The 21,940-nt window shown below is 59.9% G+C and carries 20 protein-coding genes and 1 pseudogene; 12 read left to right on the forward strand and 9 right to left on the reverse strand.

The annotated features are described in order from the left end of the window. Positions 1–96: 96 nt before the first annotated feature. From AC1DHT_RS23880 to AC1DHT_RS23890, 3 genes are all read left to right on the forward strand, one after another. Positions 97–1,086: a 2-hydroxyacid dehydrogenase gene (locus AC1DHT_RS23880; RefSeq protein ID WP_427530346.1), complete on the forward strand. Its 990-nt coding sequence runs from the start codon at positions 97–99 to the stop codon at positions 1,084–1,086. Between the two features lie 81 nt (positions 1,087–1,167). After that, complete coding sequence (locus tag AC1DHT_RS23885) at positions 1,168–1,602, forward strand: hypothetical protein (protein WP_054593574.1); 435 nt, start codon at positions 1,168–1,170, stop codon at positions 1,600–1,602. Then, entirely contained in the window at positions 1,602–2,006 is a 405-nt protein-coding gene (locus AC1DHT_RS23890) for an META domain-containing protein (RefSeq protein WP_427530344.1), read from the forward strand. The genes AC1DHT_RS23885 and AC1DHT_RS23890 overlap by 1 nt, the downstream gene beginning before the upstream one ends. A gap of 54 nt (positions 2,007–2,060) precedes the next feature. Here the strand turns inward: AC1DHT_RS23890 and AC1DHT_RS23895 are convergent, their stop codons facing one another. Beyond that, entirely contained in the window at positions 2,061–2,525 is a 465-nt protein-coding gene (locus AC1DHT_RS23895) for a TlpA family protein disulfide reductase (RefSeq protein WP_427546258.1), read from the reverse strand. A gap of 117 nt (positions 2,526–2,642) precedes the next feature. On the opposite strand from AC1DHT_RS23895, the gene arsC reads away from it, so the two are divergent. From arsC to AC1DHT_RS23910, 3 genes are read left to right on the forward strand one after another with little or no spacing between them, the layout of a single operon-like run. Beyond that, positions 2,643–2,996, forward strand: coding sequence for an arsenate reductase (glutaredoxin) (arsC, locus tag AC1DHT_RS23900; protein WP_054593577.1), 354 nt, complete (start codon positions 2,643–2,645; stop codon positions 2,994–2,996). Then, complete coding sequence (gene wrbA / locus AC1DHT_RS23905) at positions 2,993–3,589, forward strand: NAD(P)H:quinone oxidoreductase (protein WP_427546260.1); 597 nt, start codon at positions 2,993–2,995, stop codon at positions 3,587–3,589. The genes arsC and wrbA overlap by 4 nt, the downstream gene beginning before the upstream one ends. Position 3,590: 1 nt before the next feature. Continuing rightward, positions 3,591–4,016 (forward strand): DUF2069 domain-containing protein, encoded by a 426-nt coding sequence (locus AC1DHT_RS23910; RefSeq protein WP_427546262.1) that lies wholly within the window; start codon positions 3,591–3,593, stop codon positions 4,014–4,016. 99 nt (positions 4,017–4,115) lie between these two features. Here the strand turns inward: AC1DHT_RS23910 and AC1DHT_RS23915 are convergent. Together AC1DHT_RS23915 and ttcA are read right to left on the reverse strand one after the other, a co-directional pair. Further along, a pseudogene (locus AC1DHT_RS23915) lies at positions 4,116–4,787 on the reverse strand (DNA-3-methyladenine glycosylase I). 67 nt (positions 4,788–4,854) lie between these two features. Further along, positions 4,855–5,679 carry a tRNA 2-thiocytidine(32) synthetase TtcA gene (gene ttcA, locus AC1DHT_RS23920; RefSeq protein WP_427546283.1) on the reverse strand — a complete coding sequence of 275 codons (825 nt, stop codon included), beginning with the start codon at positions 5,677–5,679 and terminating at the stop codon, positions 4,855–4,857. A gap of 310 nt (positions 5,680–5,989) precedes the next feature. On the opposite strand from ttcA, the gene AC1DHT_RS23925 reads away from it, so the two are divergent. Both AC1DHT_RS23925 and AC1DHT_RS23930 read left to right on the forward strand, forming a co-directional pair. Beyond that, positions 5,990–6,592, forward strand: coding sequence for a Yip1 family protein (locus AC1DHT_RS23925; RefSeq protein WP_216741928.1), 603 nt, complete (start codon positions 5,990–5,992; stop codon positions 6,590–6,592). A gap of 185 nt (positions 6,593–6,777) precedes the next feature. Further along, the gene (locus AC1DHT_RS23930; RefSeq protein ID WP_427530333.1) at positions 6,778–7,272 is read left to right on the forward strand and encodes a SprT family zinc-dependent metalloprotease; all 495 of its coding nucleotides are present in this window, start codon (positions 6,778–6,780) and stop codon (positions 7,270–7,272) included. A 119-nt stretch (positions 7,273–7,391) separates the two neighbouring features. Here the strand turns inward: AC1DHT_RS23930 and AC1DHT_RS23935 are convergent, their stop codons facing one another. Both AC1DHT_RS23935 and AC1DHT_RS23940 read right to left on the reverse strand, forming a co-directional pair. Continuing rightward, positions 7,392–8,573 (reverse strand): CaiB/BaiF CoA transferase family protein, encoded by a 1,182-nt coding sequence (locus tag AC1DHT_RS23935; protein ID WP_427546264.1) that lies wholly within the window; start codon positions 8,571–8,573, stop codon positions 7,392–7,394. Positions 8,574–8,717: 144 nt separating this feature from the next. Continuing rightward, a complete protein-coding gene (locus AC1DHT_RS23940; RefSeq protein ID WP_427546266.1) occupies positions 8,718–10,052 on the reverse strand; it encodes a dicarboxylate/amino acid:cation symporter in 1,335 nt (444 codons plus the stop codon). A 335-nt stretch (positions 10,053–10,387) separates the two neighbouring features. Between AC1DHT_RS23940 and AC1DHT_RS23945 the strand changes: the two genes are divergently transcribed. Beyond that, the gene (locus AC1DHT_RS23945) at positions 10,388–11,386 is read left to right on the forward strand and encodes an AraC family transcriptional regulator (RefSeq protein WP_427546268.1); all 999 of its coding nucleotides are present in this window, start codon (positions 10,388–10,390) and stop codon (positions 11,384–11,386) included. A gap of 158 nt (positions 11,387–11,544) precedes the next feature. On the opposite strand, the gene AC1DHT_RS23950 is transcribed toward AC1DHT_RS23945, so the two are convergent. Beyond that, positions 11,545–12,891: an ATP-binding protein gene (locus tag AC1DHT_RS23950; protein WP_427546270.1), complete on the reverse strand. Its 1,347-nt coding sequence runs from the start codon at positions 12,889–12,891 to the stop codon at positions 11,545–11,547. After that, the gene (locus AC1DHT_RS23955) at positions 12,888–13,565 is read right to left on the reverse strand and encodes a response regulator transcription factor (protein ID WP_054593588.1); all 678 of its coding nucleotides are present in this window, start codon (positions 13,563–13,565) and stop codon (positions 12,888–12,890) included. Before AC1DHT_RS23955 ends, AC1DHT_RS23950 begins: the two co-directional genes overlap by 4 nt. 240 nt (positions 13,566–13,805) lie before the next feature. On the opposite strand from AC1DHT_RS23955, the gene AC1DHT_RS23960 reads away from it, so the two are divergent. Together AC1DHT_RS23960 and AC1DHT_RS23965 are read left to right on the forward strand one after the other, a co-directional pair. Then, positions 13,806–14,597: a dienelactone hydrolase family protein gene (locus AC1DHT_RS23960; RefSeq protein WP_427546272.1), complete on the forward strand. Its 792-nt coding sequence runs from the start codon at positions 13,806–13,808 to the stop codon at positions 14,595–14,597. 224 nt (positions 14,598–14,821) lie between these two features. Further along, positions 14,822–15,547 carry a 4'-phosphopantetheinyl transferase family protein gene (locus AC1DHT_RS23965; RefSeq protein ID WP_427546274.1) on the forward strand — a complete coding sequence of 242 codons (726 nt, stop codon included), beginning with the start codon at positions 14,822–14,824 and terminating at the stop codon, positions 15,545–15,547. A 144-nt stretch (positions 15,548–15,691) separates the two neighbouring features. Here the strand turns inward: AC1DHT_RS23965 and AC1DHT_RS23970 are convergent, their stop codons facing one another. Both AC1DHT_RS23970 and AC1DHT_RS23975 read right to left on the reverse strand, forming a co-directional pair. Next, positions 15,692–17,302 (reverse strand): ATP-binding protein, encoded by a 1,611-nt coding sequence (locus tag AC1DHT_RS23970; protein ID WP_427546276.1) that lies wholly within the window; start codon positions 17,300–17,302, stop codon positions 15,692–15,694. Beyond that, positions 17,299–18,024: a response regulator gene (locus AC1DHT_RS23975; RefSeq protein WP_427546278.1), complete on the reverse strand. Its 726-nt coding sequence runs from the start codon at positions 18,022–18,024 to the stop codon at positions 17,299–17,301. The genes AC1DHT_RS23970 and AC1DHT_RS23975 overlap by 4 nt, the downstream gene beginning before the upstream one ends. Positions 18,025–18,755: 731 nt before the next feature. Here AC1DHT_RS23975 and AC1DHT_RS23980 point away from each other — a divergent pair. Continuing rightward, positions 18,756–21,650 carry a ribonucleoside-diphosphate reductase subunit alpha gene (locus tag AC1DHT_RS23980; RefSeq protein WP_442114779.1) on the forward strand — a complete coding sequence of 965 codons (2,895 nt, stop codon included), beginning with the start codon at positions 18,756–18,758 and terminating at the stop codon, positions 21,648–21,650. Positions 21,651–21,940: the final 290 nt, after the last annotated feature.

The raw sequence follows: 21,940 nt of genomic DNA on the forward strand, positions 1-21,940 counted from the left end.
AGGGTTAAACTCAATCCACTACCCCTACCCGTAGCAACTGCCGAAGGCTGCTACGGATACGGATACGGATACGGGTGAAACTTCCAGGAGGACACGATGCGCACGATTCTCTTCAGCAGCCAGACGTACGACCGCGAGAGTTTTCTCGCCGCCAAAGTGCCCGCCGGTATCGAGTTGCACTTCCAGCCCGCGCGCCTGAGCCTGGACACGGCGGCGCTGGCCGAGCGGCATGAAGTGGTCTGCGCCTTTATCAATGACGACCTCAGCGCGCCGGTGCTCGAACAACTGGCCGCTGGCGGTACGCGCCTGATCGCCCTGCGCTCGGCCGGTTACAACCACGTTGACCTGGCTTGCGCGAAACGCCTGGGTTTGAGCATCGTCCGCGTGCCGGCCTACTCGCCTCATGCGGTGGCCGAACACGCAGTGGCGTTGATCCTGGCACTGAACCGACGTCTGCACCGCGCCTACAACCGGACCCGCGAAGGCGATTTCAGCCTGCACGGGCTGACCGGTTTCGACCTGTTCGGCAAAACCGTCGGCGTGGTAGGCACCGGCCAGATCGGCGCCGTCTTCGCGAAAATCATGGCCGGGTTTGGCTGCAAGCTGCTGGCTTACGACCCCTTCCCCAATCCGCAAGTCCAGGCGCTCGGTGTCCGTTACCTGCCATTGCCGGAGCTGTTGGCCGAAGCGCAGATCATCAGCCTGCATTGTCCGCTGACCGCCGAAAGCAAACACCTGATCAACAGCCAGTCGCTGGCACATCTGCAACCCGGCGCCATGCTGATCAACACCGGGCGTGGCGGACTGGTGGACACACCCGCGCTGATCGACGCACTGAAAAGCGGTCAATTGGGGTATCTGGGGCTGGACGTCTATGAAGAGGAAGCCCAACTGTTCTTCGAAGACCGCTCCGACCGGCCGCTGCAAGACGACGTGTTGGCGCGGCTGTTGACCTTCCCTAACGTGATCATCACCGCGCACCAGGCCTTCCTGACCCACGAAGCATTGGCCGCAATCGCCACGACCACCTTGCAGAACATCACCGATTGGGCCGCTGGCACACCTCACAATCAGGTCGAAAGCTGATTTGGCCTGATCGAAGGTCGCAACCATGGAGCATGCCCGATTCTTTCGCGTGCTAGCATACCGCGCATATTTGGAGGACCCATGGTCGAACACGATTTCCGCTACAGCCTGATGAACCCGCAACACACCCTCACCGAATGCCGCGCGTTGACGCCGGGGCGTTATCAAGTCACCGGCAACGGCGGCTCGATACGCGCCGATGACGTGTTGTTGGTCACCCTCAAAGGCAGCAAGGACTTGTCCATGCGCCTGACCGTTGAAAACGTTCGTCACCTGCTCAAGCCCATGGGCCAATGGGTTGCCGTGGCCAGTGGTCCGGTGTTTGGTGAACTGGCGATCCACAACTGGCAAGTGAACTGCGACAGCTGTGCCAAAGAGCTGAAATTCGAGTTCGCGGTCGACGCCAAGCTGGGTAACAAGGCCGAAAAACCGGCCGCCACCGCACGGATTGCCGAACTGGGCTGGACCACCGCCAGCGAGAAGCACCTGTGCCCGAAATGCCAGGAGCCCGTGTAATGAAACACCTCGTTCTGGCCGCGATGGTGGGCGCCAGTCTGCTGGGCTGCGCCGCTGAGCCGGTGCAACTGCAGCAGGATCACAGCTATGTGCTGGAGTGGATCGGCGAACGCCCGCTGATCGACTACAGCCACCTGACCATCACTTTGGGTGAAGACGGTCGCGCTTATGGCAATGGTGGCTGCAACCACTGGTTCGCGCCCTACACGCTGGACGGCGACAAACTGAGCTTCGGCAAAGTCGGCAGCACCCGCAAAATGTGCGCCCCGGCCTTGATGGAACAGGAAAAACGCTTCCTGCAAGCGCTGGAATCCGTGCAGCGCTGGGACATCTCGCCGATCGAGCAAATACGCTTCTGGCCCGCCGAAGGCAAGCCGCTGCGCTGGTGGCTTGAAGAGGGTTAAACCCCTCGATTGCACCTGTGGCGAGGGGGTTTTCCCCCTCGCCACAAGTAGTCGTCACATCGCCTGCAACGCCTTGAGTTTCGCCATCACCCCCGCCGCCGTCTGCTCACCCATCAACTGTTCGCGCACCTTGCCCTTGTCATCGATGATGTAAGTCACCGGCAGCGCCTCGCTGCGCGGCAATTCGAAGCGGTCGGCCGGGTCCTGGGCCAGCACGGTGAACGTAATCCCGAGCTTTTCACTGGCGCTCTTGAGTTCTTCGCCCTGCACATTGTCGAAATTGACCCCGAACACACTGATCTTCTGACCTTTGAGCTGTTCAGCCAACACGTTCAATTGCGGAATTTCGGTACGGCACGGGCTACACCACTCGGCCCAGTAATTAAGCACAAACCATCGGCCATCCAACCGCTCGGACGCCACTTTCTGTCCCAGTTGGTCGGTGCCGTAGTCATAGCCGCAGCCGCCAAGCAGCAAGGTTGCGAAGAGGGCCAATGCTGCTGTCAGTCGCCTTGTCATGGGATCATCCTTACTCAAAAAAAACAGGTTCTGCTGCGACCCATCGCCTCCCAAGGTTCAGGACTGCTCGCTGCACAGGTAGAATAGCCGCCACCTTACGCAAGATGCGAACCGCACATGACCGATCTGACGCTTTATCACAACCCGCGCTGCTCGAAATCCCGCGGTGCGCTGGAACTGCTGGAAGCCCGTGGCCTGACGCCAACCGTGGTCCGCTACCTGGAAACCCCGCTGAACGCCGCGCAGCTGCAAAGCTTGTTGGGCAAACTCGGCATCAGCGCCCGCCAATTGCTGCGCACCGGCGAAGACGAATTCAAAGCCCTGAACCTGGCTGACAGCAGCCTGAGCGAAGCGCAATTGATCGCCGCCATCGCCGAGCATCCGAAACTCATGGAGCGACCGATTCTCGAAGTCGGCGACAAAGCCGTCATCGGCCGTCCGATAGAGAACCTGCTGGAGATTCTGCCGTGAGTGCGCCGTACATTCTGGTTCTGTATTACAGCCGCAGCGGCTCGACCAATGAAATGGCCCGACAGATTGCCCGTGGCGTGGAACAGGCCGGGATGGAAGCGCGCCTGCGCACGGTGCCGGCGATCTCCAGCGAATGCGAGGCGGTGTCGCCGGACATTCCCGACGAAGGCGCGCTGTATGCCAGCCTCGACGACCTGAAAAACTGCGCGGGCCTGGCCCTTGGCAGCCCGACCCGCTTCGGCAACATGGCGGCGCCGCTGAAGTACTTCCTCGACGGCACCAGCAACCTGTGGCTGACCGGCGCACTGGTGGGCAAACCGGCCGGGGTCTTCACCTCGACGGCCAGCCTGCACGGCGGCCAGGAAACCACCTTGCTGTCGATGATGTTGCCATTGCTGCACCACGGCATGCTGATCACCGGCCTGCCCTACAGCGAATCGGCATTGCTGGAGACCCGCGGTGGCGGCACGCCTTACGGCGCCAGCCATCATGCCGGTGCTGACGGCAAAAGCGGCTTGAACGAGCATGAAGTCGCCTTGTGCCGGGCCCTGGGTCTGCGCTTGGCCAAAACCGCCCTGAAACTGGAGCACTAACGTGGCCAAAAAGCCCAAGGTGCTGCCCTCCATCGATTGGCTCGAACCGCGAGTTCGGGCGATGCGCGTCATCAGCCTGCTGTGCTACTTCGGCCTGGCAGGATTGCTCTGCGCCTATTACCTGCTGATCGCCGACCTGCATGGTGCACGGCCGTGGGTCATCCTGCTGATTGAACTGGTGCCCTTGTTGTTGCTGGCACCGGGCATGCTCAGCGGCAGCCCGCGCGGGCATTCATGGATGTGCTTTGTGGTGAACCTGTATTTCATCAAGGGCGCGACTGCCGCGTTCGACCCGAATCGACAGGTGTTTGGTCTGCTGGAAATGGCCGCGAGCCTGGCGGTGTTCTGCTCGGCGCTGCTGTATGTGCGCTGGCGGTTTCAGTTGAACCGTAAGCTGGCCGGCGAAGGCGAGATCTCCGTCGCCTGACACACCGCCATCGCGAGCAGGCTCGCTCCCACACTGGATCTGCGTCGTTCACAAATCCCCTGTGGGAGCGAGCCTGCTCGCGATGAAGGCGCCTCGGTTTCAATGATTGACGGTGTAAGCCAGCATCATCGAAATCTGACACATCGGCCGGCCACTCTCGGCGTGCCATTGGTTGAAGGCGTTCTGCACCGTCGCCAGATCGCGCAGGCTGGTCGGCACCTTGTCGATGATCTCTTGCGCATTCAATGCCGCGACCACGTCATAACTCGGCACGAAGGTGTCCTTGCCGACCATCCGCAGAAACCGCGGTGCCGATAACCCGCCCAATTGATGCCCGTGTTTGGCCAGGTACTTCCACAGACCAACGATGTCGGTCACCGGCCATTCGGCGATCAACTCGCCAAAGCTGCCCTTCTCTTTCGCCACGTCCAGGATGAACTACGCGTTGCGCGGCACGCTCTTGAGCTTGCCCAGGTGGCGGATGATCCGTGCGTCCTGCATCAGGCGCTCAAGGTGCTCGGCGCCCATCAGCACGACCTTTTCCGGATCGAACCCGAAGAACACCTCTTCGAATGCCGGCCACTTGGCGTCCACCAGGCTGTGCTTGAGGCCTGCGCGAAAGACCCGCAATGCCAAGGTCGACAGGTATCGATCATCGCTGATCTGGCGCAGTTGTGCCGGGGTCTTGGGCACGGGCAGATGGGCTTCCAGTTCGGCTGCCGAACCAAAACGATTCAGACAGTATTCGTGCAGCCACTTGTAATCGCGCATGCCCTCTCCTGAGCAATGAAATAAAAACGGCGCCCGCGAGCGCCGTTAAGTCAGAACGGTCCAGCAATCAGAGATTCACCACGTTCACAAAACGCGACGCAGCGGTTTCGTCGATACGCAGGTTGGTGAAGTCGAACAGGTTACGGTCCGCCAACTGCGACGGAATGACGTTCTGCAAACCACGGAAAATGCTTTCGGTACGGCCCGGCGTCTTGCGCTCCCACTCCTGAAGCATTTCCTTGACCACCTGACGCTGCAGGTTTTCCTGGGAGCCGCAGAGGTTGCACGGGATGATCGGGAACTGCTTGAAGTCCGAGTAAGCCTGAATGTCTTTCTCATTGCAGTAGGCCAGCGGGCGGATCACTACGTTACGGCCGTCATCGGCACGCAACTTCGGCGGCATGGCCTTGAGCGAGCCGTTGTAGAACATGTTCAGGAAAAACGTCTCGACGATGTCGTCGCGGTGATGACCGAGGGCCATTTTGGTCGCGCCGATTTCGTCAGCGAAGGTGTAGAGCGTGCCGCGACGCAGGCGCGAGCACAGCGAGCAGGTGGTCTTGCCTTCCGGCACCAATTCCTTGACCACCGAGTAGGTGTCCTTTTCGACGATGTGGTATTCCACGCCCAGCTCTTTCAGATAGGCCGGCAGCACATGCTCAGGGAAACCCGGCTGTTTCTGGTCCATGTTCACCGCGACGATCTCGAACTTGATCGGCGCCACCTTCTGCAGGTGCATCAGCACGTCGAGCATGGTGTAGCTGTCCTTGCCGCCGGACAGGCAGACCATGACCTTGTCACCATCTTCGATCATGTTGTAATCGGCGACGGCTTCACCGGCCTGTCGGCGTAGACGTTTCTGCAGTTTGTTCTGGTTGACCGAAAGAATGCCCATGGCGCTTGAAATCCGCGAGGTGTGACGAAAAACCGACATTTTACGCAAAAACGCTTCGGGGGCGAAGAGCCGAGCGGATGCCCCCTCGCCACAGGGATCAGACTGGCCATAAATGATGCGTTGTCATGCGGCGATGCGATTAGCCCCAGGGTTTACAGCGCGATTTGCTCTAAAGCTCCCCACCTTTGACAGCCAGTACTTTCTATACTGCGTCATAAGGTCGCATGCATTTCAGGCCTCTACTTACTTGGCCGCTGGCCCGTAGGCGCTCCGTTGGGGGGCGATAGCAATCACGAAGGAGTGACTGACTATGATCCATCACGTCGTGGGGCTTTTCACCCACCCTGATCAAGAATGGAAAGAAATCCGTGGCGACCAAGAGGAAAGTATCGGCCACATGTACCTCACCCACACGCTGATTCTGGCGGCAATCCCGGCTATTTCGGCGTTTATCGGCACCACCAAGGTCGGTTGGGTCATCGGTAGCCGCGCGCCGGTCATGCTGACCCAGGAAAGCGCGCTCTGGATGACCATCATGTCGTACCTGGCGATGCTTGGCGGGGTTGCGGTGATGGGCGCGTTCATTCACTGGATGGCTCGCACGTATGACGCCAGCCCGAGCCTGGCACGCTGTGTCGCGTTTGCCACCTACACCGCCACGCCACTGTTCATCGGCGGTCTGGCGGCGTTGTACCCACATATGTGGCTGGGCATGGTCGTCGGCACCGCGGCCATCTGCTACACCGTGTACCTGCTGTATGTGGGGCTGCCGACCTTCATGAACATTCCGTCGGACGAAGGTTTTCTGTTCTCGAGTTCAGTGCTCGCCGTAGGGCTGGTGGTGCTGGTTGCGATCATGGCATTCACCGTGATTGTCTGGGGCCTGGGCGTCGGTCCGGTCTATACCAACTAGTACGGGCAACTTACACCGAGCAAATGAAGCGGGCGAAGGACACTGCCTATAAAACAAACAGGGATCTGCCAACACAGGCCGCCGCAAGGCGGCCTTCTCTATAGTGCGACGACCATTCGGCGCCTGAGCGATTCGCAATGAGCACGGTTTGCAGCATACTCGACGCCTCTGGAGATCCGCCAAGCATGCCCGAGCAACTCAATTCCCGCGTCGAAGACTGTTTCCAACAAGCCGAATCCTTTTTCAAACGTTCCTTCAAACGCCCGGTGGTCAGCCTCAAGTTGCGCGGCCAGAAGGCCGGCGTAGCGCACCTGCATGAAAACCTGCTGCGCTTCAATCCGCAGCTGTATCGGGAAAACGCCGAAGACTTCCTCAAACAGACCGTGGCTCACGAAGTCGCGCACCTGATCGCCCATCAATTGTTCGGCGACCGCATACAGCCGCATGGCGAAGAATGGCAATTGATCATGCGCGGGGTGTACGAACTGCCGCCCAACCGCTGCCACACCTACGCCATCAAACGCCGCAGCGTGACCCGCTACATCTACCGCTGCCCCTGCGCCAACAGCGATTTCCCGTTCTCGGCCCAGCGCCATAGCCTGGTGCGTCAAGGACGACGGTATTTGTGCCGGCGTTGCCGGCAGACGCTGGTGTTTACCGGTGAGTCGCGGGTCGAGTAGTGAGATTTCTGGTGTCAGGACCGGCCCCTTCGCGAGCAAGCCCGCTCCCACATTTGATCTGCGTCGTTCACAAATCCCCTGTGGGAGCGAGCCTGCTCGCGATGGCGCCCTGACCGGCGCTAGATAATCACCTTTGTACGCCGCAACTCCTCGATGCGCTCAGCGCTATACCCCAACTCACCCAACACCTGATCGGTATGCTCACCCAACGCCGCGCCGATATGTCGAGGCTCGGGCAACCCGTCTGAAAATTTCAACGGACAAGCCATTTGCGCCTGCGCGGTGCCGTCGCCGCGTGGCACCCGGGTGACCAGATCCCGAGCCTTCAACTGTGGGTGCTCGACTGCCTCAGCCAGGCTCAGCACCGGCTCGACGCAAGCATCGAGCCCGGCAAACAGCGTGCAGAGTTCGGCAAAGTCATGTTTTTCGAATTCGATCTGAAACGCCAGCTTGAGCGCCTTTTGCTGCTCGGGGACGGGAGACAAACCCAGTACCGCCAGTTCCGGCTGACCCAGCGCCATGCACAGCTGCTGCATGAAGTCCGGTTCCAGGCTGCCGACAGACATCCAGCGACCATCGCGAGTGCGGTAATAGTCGTAGAAGCTGCCACCATTGAGCATTTGATCTTCGCGCCCCGGCATCACACCGCAAGCCAGATAACCCGCGCCGACCATGGCGTTCAGGCTGAATGCGCAATCGGTCATGCTCACGTCCAGGTGTTGCCCCTGGCCACTGTGCTGACGGGCAATCACCGCCGCCAGCAGGCCGATCACCCCGTGCAGCGAACCACCGGCAATGTCCGCGACCTGAACACCCAACGGCAACGGCCCGTTATCCTCACGCCCGGTGTAGCTGGATACGCCAGCCAGTGACAGGTAATTGATGTCGTGACCGGCGCGGTCCTTGTAGGGACCCGTCTGGCCATAGCCGGTGATCGAGACGTAAATCAGCCGCGGATTGATCGCCCTCAAAGCCTCGTACCCCAACCCCAGACGCTCCATCACCCCGGGTCGAAACTGCTCAAGAAGAATGTCGTGGTCTTGCAGCAGTTGCTTGACCACCTCTAGCGCTGCTGGCTGCTTGAGGTCGAGCGCCAGGCTGCGCTTGTTGCGATTGAGGTAGGCGTGGCTGGCGGAAGTGCCCTGATCGTGGGGCGGTAAAACGCGCAACAGGTCCATCCGGGTCGGTGATTCGATCCGCAGCACTTCGGCGCCCATGTCCGCCAGCAACAACGAGGCGAACGGCCCCGGCAACAGCGTCGAAAAATCCAGAACCTTGAGTGATGCCAGTGGCCCGTGCATGTGCGTTCTCCTAAGCGATACCTCAAGCCTAGGCAGCCGATGCTCAGGCAGCAATCACCTTAACCATCAGCCGGACTGACCTTTGCGCTCAAACCTGCGGCAATAAAAAACCCGCCGAAGCGGGTTTTTCATCAACTCGAAGAGTTACTTCACCGAAGTCGGGGCTGGGCTTTCAGCCACATGCACATCGTCTTCGCCATAGGTATTGGTGATTCCACGACCACCGGAAGCCAGTTCCGTGTGCATCTGGTCGACGTCCAGTTCCTTGACCCACTTGGCCACAACCAGGGTAGCAACCGCGTTACCCACCAGGTTGGTCAGGGCGCGGGCTTCGGACATGAAACGGTCGATCCCGAGAATCAGCGCCAGACCGGCAACCGGCAGGTGACCGACCGCCGACAGGGTGGCGGCCAACACGATGAAGCCGCTACCGGTCACACCGGCGGCGCCTTTGGAGGACAGCAGCAACACGATCAGCAAGGTGATCTGGTGAGTGATGTCCATGTGGGTGTCAGTCGCCTGAGCGATGAACACCGCAGCCATGGTCAGGTAGATGGCAGTCCCGTCGAGGTTGAACGAGTAACCGGTCGGGATCACCAGACCCACGACGGATTTCTTCGCGCCCAGACGCTCCATCTTGATCAGCATGCGTGGCAGTACCGATTCCGAAGAGGAAGTACCCAGTACGATCAGCAGCTCTTCACGGATGTAGCGAATCACTTTCAGCACGCTGAAACCGTGAGCGCGCGCGATGCCGCCCAGCACGACCAGAATGAACAACAGGCAGGTGATGTAGAAGCACGCCATCAACTGACCCAGTTGCACCAACGAGCCGACGCCATAAGCACCAATGGTGAAGGCCATGGCGCCCAGGGCACCGATTGGTGCGAGCTTCATGATCATGTTGATGATGTTGAACATCACGTGGGCGAAGCGATCGATGAAGTCCAGGATCGGCTTGCCGTAGGCACCCAGGCGATGCAGAGCGAAACCGAAGATCACCGAGAACATCAGCACTTGCAGGATATCGCCGTTGGCGAACGCGCCGACGATGGTGGACGGGATGATATTCAGGATGAAGCCAACAACGCTTTGATCAGCGCCGGCCGCTACATAGGCAGCCACCTTGGAGGCATCCAGGGTGCTGACATCGACATGCATGCCGTTACCTGGCTGCACGATGTTGACCACCACCAGACCCACCAGCAATGCGATGGTCGAAACGATTTCGAAGTACAGCAGCGCGTAACCGCCGGTCTTGCCAACCGATTTCATGTTCTGCATGCCCGCGATCCCGCTGACGACGGTGCAGAAGATGATCGGCGCGATGACCATTTTGATCAGTTTGATGAACCCGTCACCCAGTGGCTTGAGTGCCACGGCAGTCTGCGGGTAGAAGTGGCCGAGCAGGATGCCGATAGCGATGGCAACGATCACCTGAAGATACAGGGATTTGTACAGTGGCTGACGAGTCGTCATTGCAAAGTTCCTCAAGAGCACCGCGCTGCAATCATCCATCTGAGGCAGGCGACGCCTAAAGTGCGAACCCTCCTGCACTGGAGGGATTTGTTTTGTCGAGCTGCGCGCTGGCAGACCTCTCGCCCTTATCGCAAAGCTCGTGCCACCTTGCCAAAATCGCCCAAAAGCCTTTTGCCATCAGGGCTGCTGGATTTTCTTCATCCCTTGACCCGCCGACCGAAGTGGCGGATTCCCGCCCATCAACCGACTCTCGCCCTGCAATTTGGCGGATATCCGCCTTGTCCCGCCACCAGGCCGTGGCTAAGATCCGCCACTCAATGGACGGACAGACCCCAATGCGCGAACGTACCATCGCCAGTCATTTTGCTCGTGCGGCCCTCGGTGGCGCGCGCCGACGCGGCTATGACTATTCGGGCCTGCTGCAACAGTTGGGGATCAGCGCCGAATTGCTCGACGAACCTCGCGCCAGGATCGCGCCTGAACAGTTCACCAGCCTGCTGCAAGGGCTCTGGCAAGCGCTGGATGATGAATACCTGGGCTTTGCCCGCGGCCCAAGCAAACGCGGCACCTTCGCCATGATGTGCCATGCCTTGATTCACTGCCGCACCCTCGAGAAAGCACTCAGTCGCGGCTTATTATTTTATAGCCTATTCCCCGACGCTCCGCGCCTGACCCTGACCCGTGAAGGTGAAATGGTTCGTTTGAGCCTGGATGATTCTCGGCTGTGGGACCCGGATCACTTTTTCAGCGAATGTCAGCTGGTGATCTGGCATCGACTGGGCAGTTGGCTGATCGGTCAGCGCATTCGCCTGGAACAGGCCTGTTTCAGCTACCCGAAACCCGGGCACGCTGCCGAGTACGACCTGTTGTTCCCCTGCCCGATGGTGTTTTCGTCCGAGCAAAGCAGCCTGTTGTTTCACAGCCGTTACCTGCACATGCCGTTGCTGCAGGATGAACGAACCCTCAAGCACTTCCTCGAACGTTCGCCCACCGACCTGTTGTCGCGCCCGGATGACGGCGACAGCCTCAGCAGCCAGCTACGACGCCTGCTCAGCCGCGACAGTGCGCGCTGGCCAGACCTGGAAGCGGTTGCCGCACACCTGCACATCAGCCCACAGACCTTGCGTCGACATTTGCGCGAAGAGGGTTCGAGTTTTCAGGAATTGAAAGACCAACTGCGCCGCGACATCGCGATTTATCACTTGAGCCGTGCCGACCTGTCGTTGCAACAGATCGCCGAACAGCTGGGATTCTCCGAACCGTCAGCGTTTCACCGGGCGTTCAAGAAGTGGACTGGGTTGACGCCAGGCGCTTATCGCGCCCAAGAGAATTGAGTTTCAGGGCTGATTTTTTGATGTGCCCACTGGCCCCTTCGCGAGCAGGCTCGCTCCCACATTTGATCTCAGGTGTTCACAAATAATGAGTTCACAGCATATCCCCTGTGGGAGCGAGCCTGCTCGCGAAGAGGCCCGAAGGAACACCGACCACTACCTCAAGCCACCGGAAAATGAATCCGGAATGCCGCGCCGCCCAAGGCTGAATCCCCCAGGGTCAACTGTGCGCCGTAGCTCTCGATGATGTCCTTGACCACCGCAAGGCCGATGCCCTGCCCCGGGTGCTGGCGGTCCAGCCGTTCGCCGCGCTGAAGAATCCGCGCGCGCTGATCCGGCGGTACGCCCGGGCCGTCATCTTCGATGCACAGCTCAACACCACTCATGGTTTGCCGCAGGCTGACGCGCACTTCGCCCAGGCACAGGCGATAGGCGTTTTCCAGCAAGTTGCCGAGCATTTCAAGTAAGGCGCCCTGCTCGATCGGCACGTAGCATGAATCCGGCAGATCGAATGAGGTCCGTACCCGCTTGTCGCGATAGACCTTGTCCAGTGTGTCGCAAAGGCTTTGCAGCACCGGCCGCAAGCGCACCTGGTGACGCACCAGGCCGCTTTTACGCAAGCTTGCGCGCTGCAATTGATAGCTGATCTGTTGGCTCATACGTTCGATCTGCGATTGCAGCACCCACGCCTGTTCCCGATCTTCCGGCCGCTGGGCCATGTCTTCACTGACCCCTTGCAACACCGCCAACGGGGTTTTCAGGCTGTGGGCCAGGTCATCCAGAGAGTCGCGGTAGCGACTGCGCTGTTCACGCTCGCTGCGCAGCAAACGGTTCAGCGAGCCGGTCAGGCGCAACAATTCGCGGGGGTGTTCTTCGCTGAGGCTTTCAAGGGCACCGTTCTCGATCTGGTCGAGTTCCTGGCTCAAGCGTTTCAAGGCCTGCAAGCCCCAGGTCAGGCCGATCCACAGCAGCGACAGCAACACCAGCAACGCGGCGCCAAACCCCAGGTAGAGATTTTCCCGCAGGCCGTCGAGCGTCTGCTCGTACTCACGCACCGGCTGCAGCGCAACGATACTGAACGCTGCACTTTTACCGCCGAGCAATTTGACCTCGACGTCATAGACGAAGAATTCCTGACCGTTGGCCTCGCGAATCCGCGCGAATTGATCGCCGTGTCCGTCGTAACGCGGCCGGTAACTGATGTCCTCGTCATGCGTCGCCCGCGAGCGCCAGACCAGATGACCGTCGCGATCATAGATGTAGCCCAACAGACGACTGTCGGTGAGGTTGAGGAGCTCATCCGGCAACTGCGTGGGCATCACTAATCGGTTGTTTTCAACCCGCGCAGCAGATATCAGCGTGGTGACATCCGAGGCCAGGCGCTGCTTGATCGAATCTTGCAGCGCCAGGCTGAACGCGCCCTGCATGGCCGGCAACAAGGCCAGCATGAACAGCACCGCCAGTGTCGTGGCGGCGAGCATCAGGCGCAGGCGTAGCGATCGAATCACCGGCAGCGCTCGTTGAACAGGTAGCCCAGGCCACGCACGGTATCGATCGGCTTGAAGCCGGTCGGCCCTTCCAGCTTGCGCCGCAGGCGGCCGACCAGCACTTCGATCACGTTAGGATCACGCTCGTCGTCGTCCGGATAGAGCTGTTCCATCAAGCGGTCCTTGGCGACCACCTGCTGGTGATGACGCATCAGGTATTCGAGAATCCGGTACTCGTAGGCGGTCAATGCCAACGGCTGCTCGTCGAGGGTTGCCTGTTTGCGATTGAGGTCCAGCACCAGCGGCCCGGCAATGATGGTTGACTGGGTGAAACCGCTGGAGCGGCGCAGCAAGGCGTTGAGACGCGCGTCCAGTTCTTCGAACTGGAACGGCTTGACCACGTAATCGTCGGCACCGGCGGCCAGGCCCTCGACCTTGTCCTGCCAGTTGCCGCGCGCGGTCAGGATCAGGATCGGAAAGGTCTTGCCTTGCGCACGCAGCTGGCGAATCAGGTCCAGCCCGCCCATGCCCGGCAAACCGAGGTCGATCACCGCCAGGTCATGGTTGAATTGCCCGGTCTGGTACAAGGCCTCTTCGGCATTGGCCACGGACTCGACCACGTGGCCATTGTCGGTCAGGCGGGTTTGCAGGTGATGACGTAGCAGCGCTTCGTCTTCGACGACCAGCAGTTTCATAACGCTCTCCCAGGCAAAATCAACATCTCCACAGGTACCTCGCACCTCGATTGCTCATACGCCAGTAACGGTAACCTGGTTCTACCAAGGGGTTTGGCGAAACCTGCTGCATCATCCCGGACAACCCTGACGAAGTAACCGATACCACAGTTGTGACTGTAGGTTAACCAAAACCCGCTGAACTCGGACTGAACAGGATCGACTAGGCTGTCTGGACGTCTTTATAAAGGAGCATCAACCATGCGCGTATTGATCGCACTCGTTTTACTCGCACTGAGCAGCCTCAGCCAAGCGGCAATCAAGACTCAGGAGATCCCTTACAAGAGTGCCGACGGGACTGAAATGATCGGCTATTACGCCTACGACGACAGCATTCAGGGGGCTCGCCCGGGCGTGGTGGTGGTCCATGAGTTCTGGGGCCTTAACGACTATGCCAAGCGCCGGGCCCGCGACCTCGCCGGGCTGGGCTACAGCGCGCTGGCGATCGATATGTATGGCAAAGGCAAAAACACCGAGCACCCGAATGATGCCATGGCGTTCATGAATGAAGCGCTGAAAAACAGCGCAACGGCCAGTGCCCGCTTCAATGCCGGGCTTGATCTGCTGAAAAAACAACCGCAGACCGACCCGAAAAAACTCGCGGCGATCGGTTACTGCTTCGGCGGCGGGATTGTCCTCGATGCCGCCCGCCAAGGGGCACCGCTGGCGGGTGTGGTGAGTTTCCACGGCGTATTGGCGACCAAAACCCCGGCGACGCCTGGCAGCATCAAGGCCAAAGTACTGGTGGAACACGGCGCTCTGGACAGCATGATCACCGCAGATCAAGTGGCAGCGTTCAAAACCGAAATGGACAAGGCTGGCGCCGACTATAAGTTCGTCAGCCTGAAAGGTGCCAAGCATGGTTTCAGCAATCCGGACGCCGATCGCCTGAGCCATGGCGATCACGGCGGCCCGGACATCGGCTACAACAAAGCCGCCGATGAAAGCTCGTGGGCGGATATGAAGGCGCTCCTCAAAAAAGTCTTTGGCTAATCGCTGACTGCACCCACCTTGTGGCGAGGGAGCTTGCTCCCGCTGGGTCGCAAAGCGGCCCCCAAAACCTGCACATGCATTCACTCGAATGTACCAAGTGCGCAGGGTTTGCGATGGCTACGCCATCGAGCGGGAGCAGGCTCCCTCGCCACAACAGCGCTGCGCGCCAGATGATTACTAGGCGGCCACTACCCAGCGCCAGGTCAACCCGGCAAAATGCCGGGATGAACCCGCTCCCCGCTCTCCCCGCCTGCTGCACGCCGCTCGACGCCCACTGGCCGTTGCCTGATGCGCTGCCCGACACGGTGCTGCTCAGCACTCGTTTCGATCCGTCGTTGCTGGTGTTCGATGACTTCCGGCGCAGCATCATCGAACCGCCCCCCAGCATTCAGCGCTCGGTCGCCAAACGTCAGGCCGAGTTTCTCGCCGGGCGGGTGTGCGCCCGGGCCGCCTTGCAGCAACTGGAAGGTCTGGACTGCATTCCGGCGATTGGCGAGGACCGCGCGCCCGTATGGCCGGCGCATATCTGTGGTTCGATCACTCACAGCACCGGCCGGGCCGCCGCTATTGTCGCGCACAAGACGCATTGGCGCAGCCTGGGCATGGACCTGGAAAACCTGTTGAGCGCCGAACGTGCCGAGCGTCTGGCTGGCGAGATCCTGACCCCGCCCGAGCTCGAACGCATGGTCGCGGGCCGTCAAGATCAGTTGGCGCTCTGGGTAACCCTGACCTTCTCGGTCAAGGAAAGTCTGTTCAAGGCGCTCTACCCCATCGTGCAGAAGCGCTTCTATTTCGAGCATGCCGAGGTGCTGGAGTGGACCGACAGCGGGCACGTGCGCCTGCGCTTGTTGACCGACCTCTCCAGCGAATGGCACTACGGCACGGAACTGAATGCGCAATTTGGCGTGCACGATGGACAGTTGTTGAGCCTGGTCAGCATCAAGGCCTGAAAACTTTCAGCGTTTGGGAGGGCCTCATCGCGAGCAGGCTCGCTCCCACATTGGATCTCCAGTGTTCGCAAATGATGTGTTCACCGCAGATTTAATGTGGGAGCGAGCCTGCTCGCGATGAGGGCCTTACAGACGGTAGAGATCTCAGGGCTTTTCCTGATTGCGTGGCCAACTCAGACTGAAACACGCGCCCCCCAGGCTTTTACTCTTGCCGATCAGTGCCCGACCGCCATGCCAGTGAACGATCCGGCGCACGATAGACAGCCCCAAACCGTGCCCACCGGACGCCCGGGTGCGGCTGTCATCCAGACGCAAAAATGGCGTGAAGATCTTTTCCCAGGCACTTTCCGGCACGCCCGGCCCATCGTCTTCGACATCGACGCGACAACGCTGCTGCCCCACCTGATAACTGATCGACACCTGGGACTGGGCATGACGCATCGCGTTGCTCACCAGATTCTGCAACGCCCGGTGCAGGTAGCGCGGCTCAGCCTCGACCCAGGCGCCATCGCAATCGGCAGCCGACAGGCACAGGCCGCGATGCACCGTCACATCGGCGCGCAATGGCGCCAGTTCACCGATCACCTGATTGACCAAGGCATCGAGGTCGACGCGCTGGAAGTTCAGCGCTGGCGAACCCTGCTCCAGCCGCGCATACGTGAGCATCTCGTCCACCAGGCCATCGAGGTCCTGGATATCGTGATCCATGCCCTCCAGGTATTTCTCCCGCGCTTGTGGCGTGCTCGCCGTGCTGATCATCTCCAGTCCAAAACGCAACCGCGCAACAGGCGTGCGCAGCTCATGGGACACCGCGCGCACCAGCTCACGCTGAATCGCCAACAGTTGCTGAAGGTGCTCGGCCATGCCGTTGAACGCCGCCGCCAATCGCCCCACCGAATCCGCACCGCGTGCCGGCACGCGGGTTTCCAGGCTGCCTTTGGCGATCCGTGTGGCGGCCGACTCCAGACCTCGCAAGCGGCGCTCCAACTGGCGCACCAGCAAATAGACGATCAACCCGATCAGGCTCAGGCCCAATGCAGCAATCAGTACCAGCCACTCCGGCGGGTACGGGTTCATCTGATACAGCGGGCCGATTTCCAGTACCCAGGGCGTACCGACCATCCCGGCAAACACCCGGATCGAATCGCCGCCCTTGCCCAGCGCCATCACCGTGTCGCCTTCAGAGACCCGACGGCTCTGGTCCTCGTCCATGTCCGCCTGATCGACCGTAATCAGTTGCAGCTCGAAGCCAAAGCCCTTGTCCTTCTTCAACGCCTCAAGACGCTTGGGCTGCTCGGCCACCGGGTAACGCACCAATTCATCGGCCAACAGGTAAATGGTCGCCCGCGCCAGTTGCTCGCTGATCTGTTGCACTTCCCCCGTCAGCACCAGCTGTTCTTTATCACTGACCAAACGGTAGACCTTCGCCGCGTGCGGGCCGGTCTGCTCCACCAATGCCTGGCCGTGCAGCACCCGCGTGCGCTGGCTCAGGTCGAGGTCGGTCTGGGCAAACGTCTGCAAGCTCAAGGGAATGCCCAGCAAACGCTCCCATACCAGCAATGCTCGATGACGCTCGGTCTCGTTCATCGGTTGCAGATTGTCGGCCATCAAGGAAAACGTGCCGTGGGCCAGGCGCTCGCGGTATTGCTCGCTGCGCACCTGATTGAGCAGGTGCAAGGCCAGCACGCCGAGCACCGCCACCAGAATCAGCGCGGCGCACATGCCGCCATAAATGCGCAGGAAGATCGAATTCACAGGGGTTGATCTACACAGGCTTCGGGAACGAACAGATACCCCTTGCTGCGAATGGTCTTGATCAGTCGCGGATGGTCCGGGTCATCGCCGATCTTCGGTCGAATACGCGAAATGCGCACATCAATCGAGCGGTCCTGACCGTCGTAGCCGATGCCTCGCAGCGCCGTGAAAATTTCCTCGCGGGACAGAATCCGCCCGGCATTGGCCACCAGCAGCCAGAGCAGATCGAACTCGGCGCTGGTCAACTCGATGCCGGTGTCCTGCAGCCACGCCTCACGCAACGCGTTGTCGACGACCAGCGGGCCGAACTGCAAGCGACGGAGTTTTTCCGGTGCCGCCGGCTCGGGTGCTTCACTACGTCGCAGCAAGGCCTGGACACGCGCCAGCAGCAAACGCGGGCGCACCGGTTTGCACACGTAGTCATCGGCGCCCATGTCCAGACCCTGGATCTGGTCCATGTCGTCAGTGCGCGCCGTGAGCATCAGGATTGGTCCGTCGTAGTGATCACGAACCTTGCGGCAAATCGTCAGGCCGTCTTCGCCGGGGAGCATCAGGTCGAGGATCACCAGGTCCGGTTGCTCGGCGATAATCCGCGCCGCCGCCAGCGCTCCATTGCCTTCGAGGGTGACCCGCAGACCGTGGCTTTCGAGATACTCACGGGTCAACTCGGCCAGGCGCTGGTCATCCTCGACAATCAATACCTGCCAGGTTTCTTGCTCCACGGGTGACCTCTTTGCCGAACACTATTAAGGAAGGCTCCACTCGTCTTTTTGTAATGATTGGAGTGGATAAGTCTGCGTACGCAGTGACCGATTGTAGCAACGCCTTCCCTTGCGAACACAAGCTGGCAAATGCGCTCGGTAACTGCGTTTTTTTGTGATAGGGTTCGCGCCCTCAAAAATACGCCCAAGGCTATTTTTCAGGGCAAAATTCCATGACAAACGGTCCGCCCCAGCAGGGTTGCGGCCTACACGCCGATTGACAGTTTCATACACATTTTACGCACAGCTTTATCCACAGGTAGTACGTTGCAATCACCCCCCAAAACGCATTATCTTGTAGCTCGCGCTAAAAAAAACCCTACATGTAGGGGTTTACGCAAAAAACCAAACACAAATCAGACACCAAATTCAAGCGCTTTTATTGCCTCTGTCTGGTTGAACCAAACGTATTTTCAGAAGCCCAAACCGCACCTGCGGATGGCGACTGTTTTTTAGCCGCCAACGGCGAAAACGGTACGGGTGTTGCAGTCAATTACTGTCACCCAAACGGAATTCGGTTTTCGGCCCCAGGCTTGAGACCAAAGACTTCGGCAAGGAAGCGGCGCTCAACAGCCCCCTTCCTGACTGTCCCGAAGTTGTTATGCCCGGCGCTTGCCGGTTGTAGTGCTTCAGGACGGAACGGTGGGCGCCTTCATGGTGCCCAAACAAACATAGAGAACGTGGAGACACCCATGCAAACCGACACAACTCGCGAGAACCCGCAGGGCACCGCGCCGATGGCCACTGATTCGAGTTCGGATCTGTCCGCCACCGCGCCAGGCCAACTGCGCGTGATCAAGCGTAACGGCACTGTCGTTCCTTACACCGATGACAAAATCACCGTCGCCATCACCAAAGCGTTTCTCGCAGTTGAGGGCGGCACTGCTGCTGCCTCGTCGCGAATCCACGACACCGTTGCCCGCCTGACCGAACAAGTCACCGCGACCTTCAAGCGTCGCATGCCATCGGGCGGCACCATCCACATCGAAGAAATCCAGGACCAGGTCGAACTGGCCCTGATGCGTGCCGGCGAACAGAAAGTCGCTCGCGACTACGTGATCTACCGTGACGCCCGCTCCAAGGAGCGCGCAGTACGCGCGCCTGCCGAGGAAGCGGTGCAGGCTCACCCGTCGATCCGCATCACCCGCGCCGACGGCACGTTTGCCCCTCTGGACATGGGCCGCCTGAACACCATCGTCACCGAGGCCTGCGAAGGTCTGGAAGAAGTCGACGGCGACCTGATCCAGCGCGAAACCCTGAAGAACCTCTACGACGGCGTGGCCCTGACCGACGTCAACACCGCGCTGGTGATGACCGCCCGTACGCTGGTCGAGCGTGAGCCGAACTACTCGTTCGTGACCGCCCGCCTGCTGATGGACACCCTGCGTGCCGAAGGCCTGAGTTTCCTGGAAGTTGCTGAAAGCGCAACTCACCACGAGATGGTCGACCTGTACGCCAAGGCGCTGCCTGCCTACATCGCCAAGGGTATCGAATTCGAATTACTGAACCCGGTCCTGGCGACTTTCGACCTGGAAAAACTCGGCAAGGCGATCAACCACGAGCGCGACCAGCAGTTCACCTACCTGGGCCTGCAAACCCTGTACGACCGTTACTTCATCCACAAGGATGGCGTGCGTTTCGAACTGCCGCAGATTTTCTTCATGCGCGTGGCCATGGGCCTGGCGATCGAAGAGAAGAACAAGGAAGACCGTGCGATCGAGTTCTACAACCTGTTGTCGTCCTTCGACTACATGTCCTCGACCCCGACCCTGTTCAACGCCGGTACCCTGCGTCCTCAGCTGTCCAGCTGCTACCTGACCACCGTGCCGGATGACCTGTCGGGCATCTACCACGCGATCCACGACAACGCCATGCTGTCGAAATTCGCTGGCGGCCTGGGCAACGACTGGACCCCGGTTCGCGCATTGGGCTCGTACATCAAGGGCACCAACGGCAAATCCCAGGGCGTTGTACCGTTCCTGAAAGTAGTGAACGACACCGCTGTCGCCGTTAACCAGGGTGGCAAGCGCAAAGGCGCTGTCTGCGCTTACCTGGAAACCTGGCACATGGACATCGAGGAGTTCATCGAACTCCGCAAGAACACCGGTGATGACCGTCGTCGTACCCACGACATGAACACTGCCAACTGGATCCCTGACCTGTTCATGAAGCGCGTCTTCGATGACGGCAAGTGGACCCTGTTCTCGCCGTCCGAAGTTCCGGACCTGCACGACCTGACCGGCAAGGCCTTCGAAGAACGTTACGAGTACTACGAAGCCCTGACCGAGTACCCAGGCAAGGTCAAGCTGTTCAAGACCATCCAGGCCAAAGACCTGTGGCGCAAAATGCTCTCCATGCTGTTTGAAACCGGCCACCCATGGCTGACCTTCAAAGACCCATGCAACCTGCGCAGCCCACAGCAGCACGTTGGCGTGGTTCACAGCTCGAACCTGTGCACCGAGATCACCTTGAACACCAACAAGGACGAGATCGCCGTTTGCAACCTGGGCTCGATCAACCTGCCGAACCACATCGTCAACGGCAAGCTGGACACCGCCAAGCTGGAACGCACCGTGAACACCGCCGTTCGCATGCTCGATAACGTTATCGACATCAACTACTACTCGGTGCCACAAGCGAAGAACTCCAACTTCAAGCACCGTCCGGTCGGCCTGGGCATCATGGGCTTCCAGGACGCTTTGTACCTGCAGCACATCCCTTACGGTTCCGATGCGGCCGTCGAGTTTGCCGACAAATCGATGGAAGCGGTCAGCTACTACGCGATCCAGGCTTCCTGCGACCTGGCTGACGAGCGTGGCGCTTACGAGACGTTCCAGGGCTCGCTGTGGTCTAAAGGCATCCTGCCGCTGGATTCGCAACAGATCCTGATCGATCAGCGTGGCCAGAAGTACATCGACGTTGACCTGAACGAAACCCTGGACTGGGCGCCGGTGCGTGCTCGCGTACAGAAAGGTATTCGTAACTCCAACATCATGGCCATCGCACCGACCGCAACCATCGCCAACATCACTGGCGTCTCGCAGTCGATCGAACCGACTTACCAGAACCTCTATGTGAAATCGAACCTGTCGGGCGAATTCACCGTGATCAACCCGTACCTGGTTCGCGACCTCAAGGCTCGTGGTCTGTGGGACTCGGTCATGATCAACGACCTGAAGTACTACGACGGTTCCGTGCAGCAGATCGAACGCATCCCGCAAGAACTCAAAGAGCTCTACGCGACCGCCTTCGAAGTCGACACCAAGTGGATCGTTGACGCGGCCAGCCGTCGTCAGAAGTGGATCGACCAGGCTCAGTCGTTGAACCTGTACATCGCCGGCGCATCGGGCAAGAAGCTCGACGTGACCTACCGCATGGCGTGGTACCGTGGCCTGAAAACCACTTACTACCTCCGTGCCCTGGCCGCGACCAGCACCGAGAAGTCGACCATCAACACCGGCAAGCTGAACGCTGTTTCCAGCGGCGGCAACCACGGTGAGGACTCGGTCCTGGCGGCTCCAGCCGGTCCAGCTCCAGTGCCGAAGGCCTGCGCCATCGACGAGCCGGATTGCGAAGCTTGCCAATAAGCTGAGCCGGTAAGCGCCGCAAGGTGCCTACCCGAAACCCCCGATCAGTCCCCAGGATTGATCGGGGGTTTTCTTTTGCCTCCAGGAAAGTGGCGTTCCGACGATGGGGCCAGCCCAGGCAACCAGAGCCTCGGTTGCCGACACAACTCCCGAATCGAGTAGGAGGCGGCTTCACAACCGCCGTCCTCTCACACCACCGTACGTACGGTTCCGTATACGGCGGTTCAGGTTATGCGATTAAGCCGGTTTATCGTATCCAGTATTGAGACCAGCCCGAGTCGATCCCATAG

This window comes from Pseudomonas sp. 05N432 (assembly GCF_056396945.1).

Bases quoted from the DNA above. Each gene is read 5' to 3' on its own strand.
- AC1DHT_RS23880 (WP_427530346.1), top strand. From the start codon at position 97: ATGCGCACGATTCTCTTCAGCAGCCAGACGTACGACCGCGAGAGTTTT.
- AC1DHT_RS23885 (WP_054593574.1), top strand. From the start codon at position 1,168: ATGGTCGAACACGATTTCCGCTACAGCCTGATGAACCCGCAACACACC.
- AC1DHT_RS23890 (WP_427530344.1), top strand. From the start codon at position 1,602: ATGAAACACCTCGTTCTGGCCGCGATGGTGGGCGCCAGTCTGCTGGGC.
- AC1DHT_RS23895 (WP_427546258.1), bottom strand. From the start codon at position 2,525: ATGACAAGGCGACTGACAGCAGCATTGGCCCTCTTCGCAACCTTGCTG.
- arsC (WP_054593577.1), top strand. From the start codon at position 2,643: ATGACCGATCTGACGCTTTATCACAACCCGCGCTGCTCGAAATCCCGC.
- ttcA (WP_427546283.1), bottom strand. From the start codon at position 5,679: ATGGGCATTCTTTCGGTCAACCAGAACAAACTGCAGAAACGTCTACGC.
- AC1DHT_RS23925 (WP_216741928.1), top strand. From the start codon at position 5,990: ATGATCCATCACGTCGTGGGGCTTTTCACCCACCCTGATCAAGAATGG.
- AC1DHT_RS23930 (WP_427530333.1), top strand. From the start codon at position 6,778: ATGCCCGAGCAACTCAATTCCCGCGTCGAAGACTGTTTCCAACAAGCC.
- AC1DHT_RS23935 (WP_427546264.1), bottom strand. From the start codon at position 8,573: ATGCACGGGCCACTGGCATCACTCAAGGTTCTGGATTTTTCGACGCTG.
- AC1DHT_RS23940 (WP_427546266.1), bottom strand. From the start codon at position 10,052: ATGACGACTCGTCAGCCACTGTACAAATCCCTGTATCTTCAGGTGATC.
- AC1DHT_RS23945 (WP_427546268.1), top strand. From the start codon at position 10,388: ATGCGCGAACGTACCATCGCCAGTCATTTTGCTCGTGCGGCCCTCGGT.
- AC1DHT_RS23955 (WP_054593588.1), bottom strand. From the start codon at position 13,565: ATGAAACTGCTGGTCGTCGAAGACGAAGCGCTGCTACGTCATCACCTG.
- AC1DHT_RS23960 (WP_427546272.1), top strand. From the start codon at position 13,806: ATGCGCGTATTGATCGCACTCGTTTTACTCGCACTGAGCAGCCTCAGC.
- AC1DHT_RS23965 (WP_427546274.1), top strand. From the start codon at position 14,822: ATGAACCCGCTCCCCGCTCTCCCCGCCTGCTGCACGCCGCTCGACGCC.
- AC1DHT_RS23980 (WP_442114779.1), top strand. From the start codon at position 18,756: ATGCAAACCGACACAACTCGCGAGAACCCGCAGGGCACCGCGCCGATG.